Annotated in this window: 13 protein-coding genes and 1 other RNA gene; 6 read left to right on the top strand and 8 right to left on the bottom strand. The window is 28.6% G+C overall.

Going from position 1 to position 18,528, the window contains the following annotated elements; translation table 4 throughout:
* Positions 1-66 precede the first annotated feature (66 nt).
* The 3 genes from MBOVPG45_RS00745 to MBOVPG45_RS00735 all read right to left on the bottom strand — a co-directional run bounded on the left by MBOVPG45_RS00745 (position 67) and on the right by MBOVPG45_RS00735 (position 6,006).
* On the bottom strand, positions 67-927 hold the full coding sequence (locus tag MBOVPG45_RS00745; RefSeq protein WP_013456164.1) for a bifunctional 5,10-methylenetetrahydrofolate dehydrogenase/5,10-methenyltetrahydrofolate cyclohydrolase: 861 nt from the start codon (positions 925-927) through the stop codon (positions 67-69).
* Positions 928-929: 2 nt separating this feature from the next.
* Positions 930-3,419, bottom strand: a complete 2,490-nt coding sequence (locus MBOVPG45_RS00740) for a valine--tRNA ligase (protein WP_013456237.1) — start codon at positions 3,417-3,419, stop codon at positions 930-932.
* 151 nt (positions 3,420-3,570) lie between these two features.
* Positions 3,571-6,006 (bottom strand): MAG1360 family OppF-related protein, encoded by a 2,436-nt coding sequence (locus MBOVPG45_RS00735; RefSeq protein WP_013456537.1) that lies wholly within the window; start codon positions 6,004-6,006, stop codon positions 3,571-3,573.
* 85 nt (positions 6,007-6,091) lie between these two features.
* Between MBOVPG45_RS00735 and ssrA the strand changes: the two genes are divergently transcribed.
* The 4 genes from ssrA to MBOVPG45_RS00720 all read left to right on the top strand — a co-directional run bounded on the left by ssrA (position 6,092) and on the right by MBOVPG45_RS00720 (position 10,974).
* Positions 6,092-6,486: a transfer-messenger RNA gene (gene ssrA / locus MBOVPG45_RS04400) on the top strand.
* A gap of 200 nt (positions 6,487-6,686) precedes the next feature.
* Positions 6,687-8,207, top strand: a complete 1,521-nt coding sequence (locus MBOVPG45_RS00730; protein WP_080551561.1) for a BspA family leucine-rich repeat surface protein — start codon at positions 6,687-6,689, stop codon at positions 8,205-8,207.
* 229 nt (positions 8,208-8,436) lie between these two features.
* Positions 8,437-9,957 carry a BspA family leucine-rich repeat surface protein gene (locus tag MBOVPG45_RS00725; RefSeq protein ID WP_080551560.1) on the top strand — a complete coding sequence of 507 codons (1,521 nt, stop codon included), beginning with the start codon at positions 8,437-8,439 and terminating at the stop codon, positions 9,955-9,957.
* Positions 9,958-10,185: 228 nt separating this feature from the next.
* Complete coding sequence (locus MBOVPG45_RS00720; RefSeq protein ID WP_180304242.1) at positions 10,186-10,974, top strand: hypothetical protein; 789 nt, start codon at positions 10,186-10,188, stop codon at positions 10,972-10,974.
* On the opposite strand, the gene MBOVPG45_RS00715 is transcribed toward MBOVPG45_RS00720, so the two are convergent.
* Positions 10,963-12,375, bottom strand: a complete 1,413-nt coding sequence (locus MBOVPG45_RS00715) for an IS1634-like element ISMbov2 family transposase (RefSeq protein ID WP_013456029.1) — start codon at positions 12,373-12,375, stop codon at positions 10,963-10,965. The two genes, MBOVPG45_RS00720 and MBOVPG45_RS00715, sit on opposite strands and share 12 nt — an antisense overlap.
* A gap of 193 nt (positions 12,376-12,568) precedes the next feature.
* Between MBOVPG45_RS00715 and MBOVPG45_RS00710 the strand changes: the two genes are divergently transcribed.
* Positions 12,569-13,378 (top strand): BspA family leucine-rich repeat surface protein, encoded by an 810-nt coding sequence (locus tag MBOVPG45_RS00710; protein ID WP_318023792.1) that lies wholly within the window; start codon positions 12,569-12,571, stop codon positions 13,376-13,378.
* Positions 13,379-13,380: 2 nt separating this feature from the next.
* On the opposite strand, the gene MBOVPG45_RS00705 is transcribed toward MBOVPG45_RS00710, so the two are convergent.
* Entirely contained in the window at positions 13,381-14,814 is a 1,434-nt protein-coding gene (locus tag MBOVPG45_RS00705; protein ID WP_013455919.1) for a transposase, read from the bottom strand.
* A 352-nt stretch (positions 14,815-15,166) separates the two neighbouring features.
* Between MBOVPG45_RS00705 and MBOVPG45_RS00700 the strand changes: the two genes are divergently transcribed.
* A complete protein-coding gene (locus MBOVPG45_RS00700; protein ID WP_013455960.1) occupies positions 15,167-15,445 on the top strand; it encodes a hypothetical protein in 279 nt (92 codons plus the stop codon).
* 43 nt (positions 15,446-15,488) lie between these two features.
* On the opposite strand, the gene thiI is transcribed toward MBOVPG45_RS00700, so the two are convergent.
* From thiI to rpmF, 3 genes are all read right to left on the bottom strand, one after another.
* Complete coding sequence (gene thiI, locus MBOVPG45_RS00695) at positions 15,489-16,625, bottom strand: tRNA uracil 4-sulfurtransferase ThiI (RefSeq protein ID WP_013456483.1); 1,137 nt, start codon at positions 16,623-16,625, stop codon at positions 15,489-15,491.
* 1 nt (position 16,626) lies between these two features.
* Positions 16,627-18,255: a membrane protein gene (locus MBOVPG45_RS00690; RefSeq protein ID WP_041309082.1), complete on the bottom strand. Its 1,629-nt coding sequence runs from the start codon at positions 18,253-18,255 to the stop codon at positions 16,627-16,629.
* Between the two features lie 62 nt (positions 18,256-18,317).
* Positions 18,318-18,518 carry a 50S ribosomal protein L32 gene (rpmF, locus tag MBOVPG45_RS00685; RefSeq protein ID WP_013456051.1) on the bottom strand — a complete coding sequence of 67 codons (201 nt, stop codon included), beginning with the start codon at positions 18,516-18,518 and terminating at the stop codon, positions 18,318-18,320.
* Positions 18,519-18,528 lie beyond the last annotated feature (10 nt).

The raw sequence follows: 18,528 nt of genomic DNA, 5'->3' as shown, positions 1-18,528 counted from the left end.
AATTATGTCTAAAAAATAATGCTTTTATTATATAAAAAAATGAACCCTTTTCTAGAATTCAATTTCTTAAATTTGAAACTCGTATCTTATAGCTTTAGCTAAGTTTTTAAATAGCCAAATAACAGTCAGTGGGCCGATACCTCCTGGTGTAGGCGTATATCCTTCTAATTGTTCATACTCTTCAGGTGATAATGACGCATCACCAACAAAGCATTTTATGCCGTCTCTTTCAATCATTGTTGTGCCTGCATCAATTAACCAGGCACCATCTTTTATATTTTCTTTTTTAACTAAGTCAGGCTGGCCAGCTGCTGTTACTAATAAATCAGCTGATTCAACACCTTTAATACCTGTATTTTTGTTGTATGTTGATACTAATGCACCAAGTTTTTTAAGCAAGAATGCTGTTGGCTTTCCAACTAAATAGCTACGCCCAATGACAGCAGCCTTTTTGCCCTCTAAGTCTATTTTATAGTACTTAATTAAATCTATTATAGCTGCTGCCGTAGCAGGCGTAAAACATAATTCATCAAATTTATCATTGTAAAAGTTAAAGGTGCTTTTTTCACATAAGCCATCAACATCTTTTTCTAAACGTATGCCGTTCATTATAACTTTAGGTGAAATATGCTCAGGCAATGGTAATTGCACAATAATGCCATCAGATTCTTCATTTAACACATCAAGTTTTTTAAGCAAAGAATTTTGGCTAATATCTTCATCAAATTTATAAAGAGTCGCAACAACACCTAGCTCCTCAGCTTTTTTAAGTTTATTTTTAATATAAAGCGAAGAAGCGGGATTGTCCCCAACTTGAATTATTGACAAAACAGGCTGTCTACCAATCAATTTGGTAATTTCATCAAATTCTTTTTTTAACTCAACTGTTCTTTGCTCTGCAATTATTTTTCCATTTAGTATTGTCACAATTACACCTCCTTTTCATACTCAGCTAGTTGTTTTTTGTACTTTTCTAACTTTTCTTGTTCTAATGCAACTTTTTCTTTAGGGGCTTTATTAATAAAATTTGGGTTATTGAGCATATTTTGTGCTCTACTAATTTCAAATCTTACTTGCTCTATTTTCTTATTAAGATCAGCTAATCTATCTTTCTTTAATGATTCATTTTCTTCAATTCAAACTTTTAAATTGCCATCAGTAAATAAAATGTGGTTATTTTCTTTTAGTGATGCATTTGCCATTCTGTTTATTGCGCTTATTGTTTCATTCGAAAATTGCTCACTAACATAATAGTTAATTATTTCCTTTTTGCTTATTGATTTATCTTCTCTAAATTTTCTTAAAATTTTAACTACATTAATGATGCGCTCTATTTCACCAACTTTAGATGATCTGCTTAATTTTAGAATCGGGAATTGCTCATCTAATAAGTCTTTTTTATAAACACTTTGGTATAAATAGTCAGTCACAAAAGGCAAGAATGGATGAGCTATTATTAATAGCTTTCTAAGATTTTCCAATGCTTGTTTTTTATTAGGATATATCTTTAATAGTTCAATGTATCATGATGAAAAATCATTAAAAATAAAATTGGATAACTCAGAACCGGCAATAGTTAACTCATATTTATTCATTGCTTTGCTAATTTTATTTTGTAGGGTTTTAAGCTTATTATTAATTCAAATATCGGCCGCACTAGGTTCGGAAACATTATCGTCGTCTAACATATTAATATAGCGTGCTATGTTCCATAGCTTGTTACACAACCCCCATGCTGATCTGATTTTCTTAATTGAAAATCTTGTGTCTAGCCCAGGAGATGAGCTTGTTACTAAGAAAAATCTTAATGAATCAGAACCATATTCTTCAATAACTTTAACAGGATCTACACCGTTGTTTAATGATTTAGACATTTTGCGGTTTAGTTCATCACGAACTAGTCCATGCAATAAGACTGTTTCAAATGGTTTTTTATTAGTGAATTCAAGACTAAAGAAATACATACGCACAACTCAGAAAAAAATTATGTCATATCCAGTTACTAATAAATTAGTAGGATAATATCTTTTTAACAATTCATCACTAGCAGGCCAACCTAAAAAAGAAAAAGGAGCTATTCCACTACTAAATCAGGTATCAAGCACATCCGAATCTTGTACTCAACCTTCACCAGGGCACTCAACTTGAACTTTTACTTCATTACCGCTATATCAAGCAGGAATTCTATGACCCCATCATAGTTGGCGGCTTATTGTTCAATCGTGCATGTTTGCTAGTCAATTATTCACTGTTTTTATAAAACGTTTGGGATAAAACTTTACATGATCTGCTGATTTTAAATGGTTAATTACTTTTTTTGCTAAATTTTCCATTTTAACAAATCACTGTGGCATAACTAAAGTTTCAATTGGGGTATTGCTTCGCTCTGAATAGCCAACATTTGAAATAGTTTTTTCTTCTTTAACAATTAAGTCATTGTTTTTTAAATATTTTGCTATAGCTTCTCTAGCTTCTTCTCTAGTTAAACCATGAAATTGACTGCTAGGGTAGTTAATTTTGCCTTCTTGGTCAATTATTTCCTTGATTTGCAAATTATGTTGTTTTATAATATCAATGTCAACTTCAGCATGGGCTGAAAGCTTCATTAAACCAGAAGCAAACTTTTTATCAACATATTCATCTTTAATAATTGGAATTATTTCATTAGTTAATGGGTGAATAACATTCATATTTTCTAAATGCTTATATCTGCCATCAGTGGGATTAAAAACAACCGCAACATCACTTAGCAACGTTTCTAACCTAACAGTTGCAACTGTTAAAAAGTCATTTCTGCCTTCAATTTTGTACTTAATATAGTACATAATTTGTTCAGTTGACTTATTAATTACTTCAATGTTAGATAAAGCAGTTTTTAAAACAGGATCTCAGTTAATTGCTTTTGTGTCTCTGTAAATTAAACCCTTATTATAAAGTTCTATAAACACCTTGTTTACAGCATCATTGGACAATTTATCTAGTGTAAAACGTTCACGCTCATAATCTAACCCAATACCTAATGTTAGTCACTGCTCTCGAAACTTATTGGCATAAGTTTCTTTTCACTTTCATACCTTTTCAATAAACTTTTCGCGCCCTAAGTTATGTCTACTTAAGCCTTCAGTTTGTAATAAAACACTTTCCACTTTACTTTGAGTGGCGATGCCAGCATGATCCATTCCAGCAATATAAAATGTGTCGTAACCTTCTAATTTCTTGTATCTTAAAATTGTATCTTGGATATATTGATCTAAAGCATGCCCTATATGAAGCACTCCAGTAACATTAGGCGGAGGTAAAAGTAATGAAAAAGGTTTCTTAGCCAAATCATGCTGACTAAAAAACTTTTTATCTATTCATTTTTTGGATATTGCTTTTTCAAAATTTTGAGGAGCATACGTTTTATCAATTACATCCATAGATAACTCCTTAAGAAATTATTGTATGAAAAGGGCTATTTTGTTACATAAAAAACATAATATATTATACCATAATGTACATATTCTATGTATGCTTAAGAAAAGGGCAGATTCAAAAAGCGAAAATACGGCATTAAAAATATAGCTTTTATTACTTTTTTCTTTTTGTAAGCGATGTTTCATCTGTGTTACTCTTAAGATCTAAATATCTCGTAAATTGCTGATAAAGCACTCTAGTGGCGCTAGTATTATCATTGTTTGAACCAGGTTCAATATCAACAATAATACTATCTGTGCCAATGAATGCAGAATCTAATTCATCTATTTTTAATTCTGAAGTTTGCTCATCTTTAGGACTTTTTTGCTCATTTTCATCAGAAACATTCCATGTTTTATAATCACTAAAAGATGAAACAATGTAGTGATCTTTGCCTACTTTTATTTCTTCGCTAAATATAAATTCATCATCATTTATTTCAAATGACTCATTGCCTATTGTATTTTGCAAATTAGCCTTGATTATAGGATTAAATGGCTTATTTAATATTTCCTTTATGCTCCCATGTTCAACTGCTTTATTATTTGCAATCATAAAAACAAAGTCAAAGTATGCAGACTTTAATATCCTTTTATCATTAGTAATAAACATAAAACTATTGTTATTTAGTTTAGATAATTCATCAATAACTCTAATAAGCTCTAATTTTAGGTTAATATCTTCAATACTTGAATCATCTTCAATTATTACTAATCTAGGCTTGCTTAATAACTCACTAATAAATGAAAGCTTGATTTTAGTTGTATAAGAGATTTTGTCAGCTGACTTAATTAAGTTGGAAATATGAATGGATGATTTTTCGAATATCTCTATAAAATGAACAAATAAGTAAAAATTATTTATTGTTTTTTTATCAAAAAAACGCTTATCAAAGATTATTGATTTCAGAGTTAAAATCTTATTAAAAACAGTTGCAAAGGTAGAGTGGAATTTTTTAAGATTACTTAAACTATTGGCAAAATAAGCAAAACTAGGGTTTTTTATTTCTGAATGATAAGCGATACCTAGACGACAATAACTTCACAATGAGCCTATTTTCTTTATATTAGCAGTTACTTTAGAAAACTTATCAGATACTCTCTTAACGTCAATAAAAAACTTTTTGCTATTTTTAGTTATATGATTAAAAGTATTTTTTATGATACCTAATCTTCAGTCTATTTCACCACTTAATTGTTCTATTCTGTTTTTTAAGTCATTTTTAATCTGGTCAAATTTAAAATCGTCTTTAACTTTGTAAAACTTGTCTTTTGTGTCTTTAATAATTTGTAAATTATTAGCTATATTTTTCTTGATATCTTTTTCTCTATTGCTAGATAATTCAACATAAAAGTCCAAATTGAAGTCAAAATTTTCTTCAATTTCTTGATAAATTGTGTGCGGCTTATCAACATCAGGCAAGCTTTTATGATTTATTATGCTATTGTCAATAAAAAGCTTCAATTCAGCTTTGAATTTATTAATAAGCTTTTGAATTTCTTCTGAATCTAGATATAAAAGCTTATTCTTCTTTTCTCTTAGTTTGTCATAAATATATTTTTCAGCATATGACTTTCTAATTAAAAACTGATATTGAATTGAATCTTTAGAATACTTGCTGGCTTTAAGCATATCAATATTACTTATGTGCTTGTGCTTGTCACAAAGATATCTTAACTCTTCAATAGCATTAGCTTTTAATTCATTGGCTAACTTATGCAGTATCTTGATGCCGTTTTCATTATCCCTAATAATAAGTTCCTTTTTTACATCGATCATAGTTGGATTATTTAACTTCTTCATAAAGTTATATTGATTTTGTAATAAAGTAAGCTCACTGTCTCCTAAATAATCAACATTATTTTCGATAGCATCACTTAAAAAAATGAATTTTTCTAAAAATGTTGAGCCGGCTTCTGAAATATGACTTAAAATGTCGAAAACGCCTTTTTCATACACGTCTCTGTACTTTTCTAATAATTTATTGGCAGCACTATAATCCTTCATTCTAAGCGCTTGTTTAATTAAATCCGTGTAATAATTTTGTCATCTTTCTATTTCAACCAGCGCAGAATAAAATGAGCCAATCTTTGACTTAAATAAATCAAATATATTTCCTTTGACAATATATTCATATTTTCTTAAAGTCTTCATAATTAAATCAAGTATGTTGTCACTTACATATTGCTTTTTGGAAATAGCTACAAACTCAAGAAACGAGGGAATATCTTTAAAAGTATCTATTGCTTTTGAAATACTAAAATAGTTAACTCCAGATAAAGCTTTTTTGCCTCTAACATATTTGTATGATAAATCCGCTTTTACATCTGGCAAAAAGCATGAAACCATTTGATTAGGATTATTGTTAAGAATTTTTCAAAAATTGCCATCAAAAAATGTTTTTGAATCATCATTAACTAAAAAAACTAATCTTTCATTGTTAAAAATTTTAATTTTTCTAATATCGACATCATGTTTATATTGACTGCCAGTAATATAGCAATTATCAAAGTTTAGCGCTGTTTTAACTCTTTTATTTTCCGTTTTCATAAGTACTCCTAACTTTGATTATTTCTGCTAATTGATATACTAGTTAATCAATTAAAATATATAATAAAATTATAACCTATCATATGGGGATGTAATGGCTTCGACATGCATTGGGTTTTATAACAATTAGTGGTCTTGCAAACCTAAAGGCAACTAGGCTTAATACGTGCAAACGATAAAAAGTCAGAAGAAGTTCGTCTTGAACTTCCAGCATTTGCTATTGCAAATGCAAACGCAAACCTTGCTTTTGCTTAAGAATTAGCAGCAAGTGATTTATGCAAAGTGTCCAATTTGCATAAATCGGTTTACTGGACTAGTTTTATCTAGCGTGTCAATGGATAAAATGAATTTTAGACACAATACTAATTTAAGTTTGTTTGTTTTTCTTAATTTAGTATTACTGAAAATAAACTAAACTATGAAAAGTTGTTATATAAGCTTGGTGTGTGGACTCGGGTTCAACTCCCGACATCTCCACCATTTGCATTTAATTTATGCGCCAAAAACAGCATTTTTTGCTGTTTTTTCATATTCTTTACCGTTTTTTTGAAAAAATTCATTATTAGACAAGAGTCTTTGTTTGATATAATTTGTAAAAATTTTTTTTACATCTTAATTACTAATTAAGGAACAACAAAATATGAATAAGAAAAAACTAATATTAATTAGGGGGGGGGGGGTTGCTTTTTGCTAGTTCACTTCCTTTAATTGCTGCTTCATGTAAAAATAATGAAACTAAGGAGCCTAAAAAGGAACCTGAAATTGATGCCCCAATCGCTCCGCCTACTGATCCTGGTAAAAATAATGAAACTAAGGAGCCTAAAAAGGAACCTGAAATGGATGCTCCAATCGCTCCACCTACCGATCCTGAAAAAGATAATCCAGGTAAGACAGAGCCTATGCACAGTGATAAACCTAAAGTTTTCAAAACTGATATTTCTGGTTTAAAGCTTAAATTTAGTCCAACAAATAATACAAACAAAAATGATGTCTTAGAACTATTAAAAAAACAACCTAAATTAGAGAATTTGACTGAAGGCGATTTTGACTTCAAACTAGAGAGAAAATCACTTTTGAATAGAGAAGGGCTGATAGTTATCGCCGCAAATCCTGAATCTCAATTAGTTTCAGGAATGCTTAATATTACTATAAACAAGCTCGATAAGTTAATTCCAAGAGAACATAAATACAACAATGATAAAACAAAAGTTCTTGAAATTGGATATGATGAAAAAGGAAGAATCAAAAAATTTGTCGAGAATGTAAAAGAAGTTCCAGCAAATCTTCCTGAGGAAATTATTAGTCTTGACTGAGTATTTGCTAGAAATTTAAATGAAAAAATTGTCAATTTAGAAAAGTGAGACACCTCAAATATTGAGAGCATGAGTAAAACTTTTTTGCAAGCCAAAAAATTTAATACTGATATTTCTAGTTGGAAAACAAACAGAGTCAAAGATATGTCAAATATGTTTACGTCAGCTGAAGCATTTAGTCAAAATTTAGATAAGTGAGACACATCTAATGTTACAACTATGTATAGAATGTTTGAAGAAGCTAAAACGTTCAATGGTAACATTTCAAGCTGAAAAACAGAAAATGTCACAAATATGGAACATATGTTTGAAAAAGCTGCTGCTTTCAATCAAGACTTATCATCATGAAATGTTGAGAATGTTTCGAAAATGAAAAATATGTTTAGTGGTGCCAAGGAATTTAATAAACCATTATTTAAGTTAATTAATCCTAAAGTAAGTGATATGTCGTATATGTTTTTTGGCGCTGAAAAATTTAATGATTCGTCTGTTTCACAGTGAAATACGACAAGCGTTACTAAGATGAATGCAATGTTCTGAGACGCTAAAGCATTTAATCAAGACTTAAGCAACTGAAAAACTGACAATGTAACATTAATGCATAATATGTTTTATGGGGCAATCATTTTCAACAGTGATATAAGCAGATGAAAAACATCTAAAGTTACAAATATGAGCCAAATGTTCTGGGGTGCTAAAGCATTTAATCAAAATATATCGGACTGAGATGTAAAAAACGTAACCGATGTTTCAAGTATGTTTGCATATGCTTCCTCTTTCAAGCAGGATTTAGATAAATGAACATTTAACAAAATTGTCAACAGTAGCCATTTCCGAAATGGTGCTCCTATTTTCAAACTACCTAATTTTAGGCAAGTATCTAAATAATAGAACTGCAATAAATAAGGAGTGAGATTTTTATAAATGTTCTACAGATTTTCTGTAGTACTTTTTTTATTGCATTTTCTGTTAACTTAAATTCTTATTTAAGCTATTTTCATTCATATTCCAAACAATCTTTTTTGATATACTAATTAAAAATTTTTATGCATATAAATCAAATAAAGGAACAACAAAATATGAATAAGAAAAAACTAATATTAATTAGGGGGGGGGGTTGCTTTTTGCTAGTTCACTTCCTTTAATTGCTGCTTCATGTAAAAATAATGAAACTAAGGAGCCTAAAAAGGAACCTGAAATTGATGCCCCAATCGCTCCGCCTACTGATCCTGGTAAAAATAATGAAACTAAGGAGCCTAAAAAGGAACCTGAAATGGATGCTCCAATCGCTCCACCTACCGATCCTGAAAAAGATAATCCAGGTAAGACAGAGCCTATGCACAGTGATAAACCTAAAGTTTTCAAAACTGATATTTCTGGTTTAAAGCTTAAATTTAGTCCAACAAATAATACAAACAAAAATGATGTCTTAGAACTATTAAAAAAACAACCTAAATTAGAGAATTTGACTGAAGGCGATTTTGACTTCAAACTAGAGAGAAAATCACTTTTGAATAGAGAAGGGCTGATAGTTATCGCCGCAAATCCTGAATCTCAATTAGTTTCAGGAATGCTTAATATTACTATAAACAAGCTCGATAAGTTAATTCCAAGAGAACATAAATACAACAATGATAAAACAAAAGTTCTTGAAATTGGATATGATGAAAAAGGAAGAATCAAAAAATTTGTCGAGAATGTAAAAGAAGTTCCAGCAAATCTTCCTGAGGAAATTATTAGTCTTGACTGAGCATTTGCTAGAAATTTAAATGAAAAAATTGTCAATTTAGAAAAGTGAGACACCTCAAATATTGAGAGCATGAGTAAAACTTTTTTGCAAGCCAAAAAATTTAATACTGATATTTCTAGTTGGAAAACAAACAGAGTCAAAGATATGTCAAATATGTTTACGTCAGCTGAAGCATTTAGTCAAAATTTAGATAAGTGAGACACATCTAATGTTACAACTATGTATAGAATGTTTGAAGAAGCTAAAACGTTCAATGGTAACATTTCAAGCTGAAAAACAGAAAATGTCACAAATATGGAACATATGTTTGAAAAAGCTGCTGCTTTCAATCAAGACTTATCATCATGAAATGTTGAGAATGTTTCGAAAATGAAAAATATGTTTAGTGGTGCCAAGGAATTTAATAAACCATTATTTAAGTTAATTAATCCTAAAGTAAGTGATATGTCGTATATGTTTTTTGGCGCTGAAAAATTTAATGATTCGTCTGTTTCACAGTGAAATACGACAAGCGTTACTAAGATGAATGCAATGTTCTGAGACGCTAAAGCATTTAATCAAGACTTAAGCAACTGAAAAACTGACAATGTAACATTAATGCATAATATGTTTTATGGGGCAATCATTTTCAACAGTGATATAAGCAGATGAAAAACATCTAAAGTTACAAATATGAGCCAAATGTTCTGGGGTGCTAAAGCATTTAATCAAAATATATCGGACTGAGATGTAAAAAACGTAACCGATGTTTCAAGTATGTTTGCATATGCTTCCTCTTTCAAGCAGGATTTAGATAAATGAACATTTAACAAAATTGTCAACAGTAGCCATTTCCGAAATGGTGCTCCTATTTTCAAACTACCTAATTTTAGGCAAGTATCTAAATAATAGAACTGCAATAAATAAGGAGTGAGATTTTTATAAATGTTCTACAGATTTTCTGTAGTACTTTTTTTATTGCATTTTCTGTTAACTTAAATTCTTATTTAAGCTATTTTCATTCATATTCCAAACAATCTTTTTTGATATACTAATTAAAAATTTTTATGCATATAAATCAAATAAAGGAACAACAAAATATGAATAAGAAAAAACTAATATTAATTAGGGGGGGGGTTGCTTTTTGCTAGTTCACTTCCTTTAATTGCTGCTTCATGTAAAAATAATGAAACTAAGGAGCCTAAAAAGGAGCCTGAAATGGATGCTCCAATCGCTCCACCTACCGATCCTGGTAAAAATAATGAAACTAAGGAGTCTAAAAAGGAACCCGAAACGGATACTCCAATCGCTCCACCTACTGATCCTGGTAAAAATAATGAAACTAAGGAGCCTAAAAAGGAACCTGAAATGGATGCTCCAATCACTCCTCCTACTGATCCTGGAAAAGATAATCCTGAAAAAACTGATCCCGATCAAAATGAAGAAGCTAAGATTATAAAAACTGATATTTCAAAATTAATGCTTCAAACTAATCTCACAAATAATACAACTAAAAAAGATATATTAGAATTGCTTAAAAAGCAAAATAAATTAGGCAATTTAACAGAAAGTGATTTTGACTTCAAATTGGAGAAAAAAGCTCTTTTAAATAGAGAAGGGGAAATTAGCATAACTTCTAAGTCAAAGTCTAAGCTAATTTCTGGAACTTTGTTACTTACAATTGACCGTCTTCAAGAAGTGACGCCAAGAAAACACAAATATAGTGCTGATAAAACTGTAGTATTAGAAATTGGTTATAACAAATATGGACAAATTGAGCAGTTTGACAGAAATGTTAAAAAAGTCCCTGAAGTTCTTCCAGAAGAAGTTATTAGTTTATATAGTGCTTTTAACAGTAATGAAAATGAAACTATAGAAAATATAGATAAATTAAAAAATTCCCAATTTTGGACACTATATTTTTAAAATAGACTTCAATTCTTTAATATATTTTAATGTTTCAACATCATCTCATTCTTCTCTTTTTCTAGACTTTCTCTTCTTGATTATTTTCGATAAATATCTAAAAGTTTCACTAATTGTTCTATTGTCAAGAACGCCACTATTTAAGAGGTGGTTTTTTATTCTGCAAAGCATAATTGAAGATAAAAAGTTAATAAATTCAGTTGCTAATAATCTATAGTTTCCTTGAACATTTGCTTCGTTTTGTTCAAGCACATTTTTAAACTGTTTAAAAAGCAATTCAATTTCTCATCTCTTTTTATATGCGACATAAATATCTTTTAAGTCCAAATCATAATTACACTCAAAAATTATTAATCCAAAAAGATTTTCTCTTTCTAGTAATTTAATTTCATCATACGCACCTTTTTTGTGTGCACGACTTATGAAATTTTTCTTTTCTACCATTTCAGTTAGGGTTGATTTATAACAAAGATAATATTTGTTGTTGATGATAATTTTCTTTGCTCTTATCGTGTCGTCATCATAGGTAAAAGTGAAATTAAATCCAGATTTTAAATTAAATTTTTTAAAAGTATGATTTATTTTTATAGGCATTAAATATTTAATATTTTTTTCTCTCATTAAGTTTTTACATTCTTTATCATCAAATCCTCTATCAAGAATTAAGAATCCATTTTTAATCTTATAAGTTCTTAAAAAGTCTCTAAAAGCAGTGTAATCTAGCATATTTCCTGGGTAAACAGAACTTGCAACAGGTTCTTGTGCATTAATATCATAAGCATAAATAAGGTTTAAGTTTTGAGCGCCTTTAGTTCTAGACTTTCTAGACATTTCAGAGAAAATGTTAGTTTCTGATGTATTGTTTTTCAACATACCATCAATAACTATTGAGTGGTTTGAAAACTCTTCTAATCTTTTATTCATAAAGTCTTCCATCTTCGAACTAGATTTACCTATTTTCTCTAAAAAACTTGAGATAGTGTTTGGTGATAGTGCACATTTTGGGTATATTTCAGAAATAAAATTTGTATCATACTCATGTTTTAAATGTTCGTTTTTAATATCTGAAAACATAGTTCTTAAAGAGGCTATAACATATAATTTTCTAGCATCTTCAAAATCATAAAAATTTAAAAGTTCTCTAAAGATATGATTGTTTAATTTTTCATTTAGCGCAAATAAACCATATGATTTAATATCTACTTCATATGTTTGCTTTTCTATGCTTTGAAAAACACCATTAATAATCTTTCCAATCACTCCTTTTTCAACAGGAATAATTTTTTCATTTTTTCTTATTGATGTTCTTTGTATAACATTATAAATACCTTCTTTTGAGGTTGCTTTTACTCTGGTACTAGATGGTCTTGGAATTTTTAATATGTCTTTAGGAATGGCCATTTTTATATCTCCTTTTTTATGTGTTAAACACTATACATGTATATTTATTTTACCACCTATTTTTAATTTTTTAAACTTTTCTTTAATGAAATTGAACAAAAAATAGAGCTTTTTTAGCTCTAAATTTAAGAAAATTTAATTATTTAGATAATTTAATGTATTTAATGGACAAAAATAAGAATTTTTTAGTAAATTATTAAAATTATATAGTGTCCAAAATTGGGAATTTTTTAATAAATGAGACACTTCAAATATTGAGAATATGAGTCAAATGTTTTTTGGAGCCAAAAACTTCAACACAGATATATCAAATTGAAAGACTGACAAAGTCAAAAATATGAGTTATATGTTTTTTGCTGCTAAAAAATTCAGCAAAAATTTAGATAAATGAAATACTGCAAATGTTGAAAATATGAATAGAATGTTTCAAGAAGCAGAAGCATTCAATGGAAATATTTCAACATGAGACACTAAAAATGTAAGTGATATGGCTTATATGTTTTCTGGCGCTACTGCATTTAACAATAACATATCTAGTTGAAATGTTGATAATGTTATAACAATGGAAAGAATGTTTCAAAATGCATCGAAATTTAACAGTCCAATATTTAAGTTAGTAAAACCAAAAGTTAAAAATATGCAGTATATGTTCTACAATGCAAGGGAATTTAATAGTTCAAATATTTCAAATTGGAATACATCATCAGTCACTGATATAAGAGCTATGTTTAGAGGGGCAGCTATGTTTAATAAAAATTTAAATTGAGAAACAGAAAAGATCACTAATATGTCTTACTTGTTTGCAGAAGCTAGTAGCTTCAATGGTGACATAACTAAATGAAACACTGGTAATGTTGTTGATATGAGTGGCATGTTTTGAAAAGCAAGCGCTTTTAACAAAGATATATCTAGTTGAAATATTAAAAAGGTTAAGGATGTAACCGGTATGTTTTATTTCGCAACTAACTTTGACCATTCATTAAATAAAAAAGTTTTAGTGTAATGCTATATTTCTAACAATTCCGCAAGGTCTTGAACATATTTCAACACCTTGCGTTTTTTTCATTCTGTATTATTTATTACTTCAACTTTGTAACTTCTCAAATATTCTATAATCTGTCTGAATGAGTAGTTTTGATGAAGATTTAGTCTTATAAAATTGTTCTTAACTTTTGTCGCAATTATTAGTGACAAGTAGTTTATAAACTCTGTTGTGTAAACTTTCATTTCTGAATGAACTCTTGTTTTTGATAGTTCCAAAATATTTTTGTAAAAGTTAAACATTTCTTCAATTTCTCATCTTTGATCATATAGTGTGTATACATCCTCTAATGAAAGGTCAACATTGGATTCAAAAACAATGACACCAAAAAATTGATTATTTTTATTGAATTCATCAATGTTAAATGTATTTCTTTTTAGATGTTTTTGATAGTTTCCAACACTTTCTTTGCCAGCTATTTCTAAGTCTTTAAATAGATAAAAAAACTTTCCATTTATTTGCTTTTTAGACCCTAGTAATTGCTTATCTTTAATTTTCACAGGAGTCAAGTTTTCATCAAGTTTTTCTTCTCTAATTAATGTTGTATTTCTCTTTAATGGCAAAAGATACTTAACATTTTTATTCTGTTCTAAAAGCTCTGTAATTGCTTTAGTTCTAAAGCCTTTATCAGCAACTAATATTTCGCCAGTGCTAGGCACATTTTCCAAAAAGTCCTCAAAAATAGTCGAATCCAGCATATTTCCTTGGTATGGTCTGTGATAAATTGGCTCTTTGGTATATAAGACACAAGTGTAAAGTAAGGTAAAATCTTTGCTACCTTTAACCTTGCCTTTTCTTGATCATTGAGAAAAAGTTACTTCATCTGAATTATAAGATTTAAGTGTGCCATCAATAATTTGCACTCTACCTTTAAACTCATTTATTCTATCTAACATGAAGTTATGTATATTTGAATATGCTCTACCAGTTTTTTCAAAGAAGTCTGGTAATAATGATTCAGATAAACCAACCTTTTTAAATAATTCAGACATAAATGAAGTTTCATAGTAAAACTTTAAATCACGATTAACGGCTTTTGGATAGGCACATCTAAGAATAGCAATTACATATAATTTGTAAGCTGTTGATGAATCAAAATGTGTTAGTAATTTTTCCAAAATATCATTGCTATTTTTTGTAAAAATTGCTATGTTACCATAGTCTTTTATATCTGTTTTTTCTTGATTTTTCTTAGATCTTGTACCTACTGGGATAGGTGTTTCAAAAGGAACAAATTTGTAATCTACTATTTCGCCAACAATTGCCAAATCTTTTGGAATTGCTTTTCCATTCACATATTTGCTGGTTCTTTTTACAACTTTAAATTTTCCAAAGTAATTCTTTACAACTGTGTTTTTAGGTCTTTCAACTTGTCTTATTTCAACTGGAATTGCCATTTTCAAATTCTCCTAAATATATAGCATTATAACTATATTATAACACAAAATTTAAATAGAGAAATAAATAAAATTAATTTTTTTATGATGACATTAGCAGCATTTTTTAAGTCTTTGTCAGAAAAATAAATAAAAAAATGTCTACATTGTTCAAAATGCGACATTTTGTATAGTATTATGGGGTATAACTTTTATAATTAAAGAAATGAAAATTTGAACAAGGAACAACCGATAATAACTTTGCTAATGGAACTAAATTGCGCAATGATTCTAATAAACTTCCAGTATTTGAGCCTACTAAAACCAAATAATTTTGCAAGCACTATCTTTATGTTTAATGTAAAATTTACATATGAATACTTTAGAAAATGAACAAGAAAAGTCTCGCTTTACTACATTTGAAGAAATTAAAGATATAAAAATATTGTCTACTGAAGAAATAAGTAAGCTAAGTGAAGCTGACAGAGATACTCTTGTACAAGATGCTGTCCAAAATTTAGATGAGTATACTAGATCTAAATATATTGAAAACAGGAAGAAAATTATTATTTCTTCCTTGCTAGTTATTGCTTTATTTATTCTAATTGTAGCCACAATAGCAATTCTGATTTACAAAATTCTTCACACATAATAATCACTTTAAAAAAGCAGGTCATATTCACAAACCTGCTTTTTTATTCAATTACTAGATGCTCAATGCTACTTTCTAAGAGCTCTTGTTCTAAATTATTAAGATTAGATAATTCATCTTCTAATCTAATTGAAGTTGACAAATTAGGCTTAGTTACAGGGCTTTTTGGTGCAAAAAGCTCACATGTTTCTTTAGCTTTTTCTATAGAAATGTCATAAGTTCCTATATGTTTTGCAATATTGATAGTTTCTATCTTATCATTAGCAAGAATTGGTCTTAAAATTAATAAATCACTAGCATTGGCAATGGTTGATAGACTTTCAATTGTTTGGCTAGCAACTTGACCTAAATTTTCACCATTTGATAAGACTATAATGTTTTGCTTTTTAGCAAACTTAGAAGCAATTCTGTAAAAACTGCGACGCATTAAATTAATTTTGTACGCTTCATTTGACGTAAAAGAAATATAGTTCATTAGTTTTGAATAGTTAGCTAAGTAGAGATTGCTTTTACCTTGGTATTTTGATAAAACTGAAACTAAAGATTTGATTTTATTAATAGTTTTTTCATCAGTTTGTGGAGGCGAAACAAATGAAATAAAATGAACTCTTAAACCTCTTTTCATAAGTTCAAAGGCAGCAACAGGACTATCAATCCCCCCAGACATTAAATGAAGAGTAGAGCCGCTTATACCCACAGGTAAACCGCCTAGTGCACTATAGTTTTTACTGAATAAATATGTTTTATCTGAGCGCACTTCTATATTTACATTACAATCAGGATTATGCACATCTACTTTAACTCATGGGCAATACTTTAATACGGCCGCTCCAACTTTTTGGTTTATCTCTGCACTAGTAAAGTCAAACTTTTTATTATTTCTTCTTGCAGATATCTTAAAGGTTTTATTTTCCTTATCAACTAGTTTTATAGCATTATTAGTAATTTTCTCAATATTATTTTCACAAAAAATAACCGGGCTATAACTAGTGATACCAAAAACATATTTTAGCTTTTTTACATTATATTCAGAATATGAAAGAAACATTCTATCATACTTAATTTCAGGATATTCGCCAGTAATAACCTTGATATTTCTAGCTAGCTGAGTAATGAATGAATCTCTATTTTTACCTTTAAGTGTTAGTTCACCATATCTTATTAAAATCTTTTCATACATATTATTTTCCTTTAATAGCAGCAGCTAGTAATTCAAATGCCTCTTTGAATTTAAAAGAGACAATATTACTGTCAATATATAACATATACTCTTCGATTTCAGAGCCATTTATACTACTTAACTGTGCCATTTTCTCCGTAAGAGCATCAATCATAGATTTATAAGCATACTGTGTATATACTTTTTTATAAACTGTGCATAACAATATGGTTCATTTAGTTCATAATTCGGAACTTAAATCTATATATTGCTTTTCACTAAAATCCTTGTTAATTTCCTTATTTAGCAAAATTAATTTTCTAAATAATTCATTATTTTCAAATAACTTTTCTAGAATATCTCTTAAATTCAGTAGTCTATGACACCACTGATTATTTATATCTAAATATATTTTGTCATATATGCTCTTGATACTTAAATAGTCATATTTAGAAATTACTTTATTTAGCGATTTTAATAATTCACTATATTCTTCTAAAAATGTTTGTAATTCTAAAAGTCCTATTTCTTTATCATTATCAACTTTATTTTTTAGCACTTCAAAATCTTTAACGAGATTTTCTCAAAAAACTATAGTTGACAAATAGTCCTGTTTTATAGTATTCTTGTAAAAAGATTCTTCTTTTGTTTTACTAATGAATGAGTCAATATAATTATTTATTTTCTCAATTTCTTCTTTTAGAAGGCTAAATTTATTCTTGATAAAACTTTTAAACTCAGAATCAAGTTTATTATGTTTTAGCAAAGTAAAATATTTAAAATATATGGCTTTAGTTTCTCTTAATAATTCCTGATAAGGACTAGTTGTAAAGTTGTTTTGTAGTTTTTTTAAGTCATTTTTTAATTCTGCCAACGAACTCTCAAATTTATAGTCGAAACTTTGGCTCTCTAGAATTTTGGGAATAAGTTCAAAAATAGCTTTTTCTAACTTAACCATTACATCAACTTTTTTGCAAAATGAATAAACTCTTTTTTCATATTCATTTATTTCAGCTGAAACATTTGTTATTTCAACATTAATTTTCTTATCTTCGAAAGCAAAATTATTTTTTTGCAATTCATCAAGCTCATCGGCTAATAGGTTATATGTGTGCGTTAAGTTGCTTTTGTTTTTGTATATATATTTCTCTAATTCTAAAAGAATTGATGAGAGTTTTGAGCTTATTGAATCAACTATTCCTCAATGTATGTTAAGTTTTTCTGACTTTTGATTAAATCTATCTCATAATTTTTTGTACTCAGCATATAAATCATTTAACCTATCAAATTCGAGTTTTAAATCACTAAATCGTTTTTTTGCATTAGCCTTTATTTGATTACATACCGCAAATAATGGCTTGTATATTTTTTTCATCTCGTCATTTAAGCTAACTAGTTCACTAAGATGTTTTTTATAATCACCTTGTGATTGTGCAACACTTTTAAATCTAGAAATTGTTACAGAGCCATTAGTAGTTTTAGAACTAAGAAATTTATATACCGAATCAGCTTGCTTTTTTATTTTTTTAATTTTGTTATTTCTGACTAAAAAAAATACAATAACTATCGCAATTATTGAGCAAATAACTAAAAAAACAATTAATGATATTAATGCTATTTTTGCTTCTGAAGAAGATAATGTTTTATTCATATAATTAAAAATTATAATAAAAGATAAAATAAAAACCAAGTAAAGTTGGTTTTAAAATATTATTATTGAGCGCGCAAGTTTAAACTTTTATATCCTTCAACTTTTTTACCTTTGTAAAAGCCACAGTGTTCACATACACGGTGTTGTTGAATCATATTAGAGCAGTTTTTGCATGAAATTAAATTTTGTATTGGTAAAGCATCATGAGTACGTCTTTTGTGCTTACGTTGCTTAGATGTTTTACGCTTTGGAACTATAGCCATTGCACCCTCC

It is taken from the genome of Mycoplasmopsis bovis PG45, assembly GCF_000183385.1.
GTDB lineage: Bacteria > Bacillota_I > Bacilli_A > Mycoplasmatales > Metamycoplasmataceae > Mycoplasmopsis > Mycoplasmopsis bovis.
This window is presented reverse-complemented; position numbering and strand designations above follow the sequence as displayed.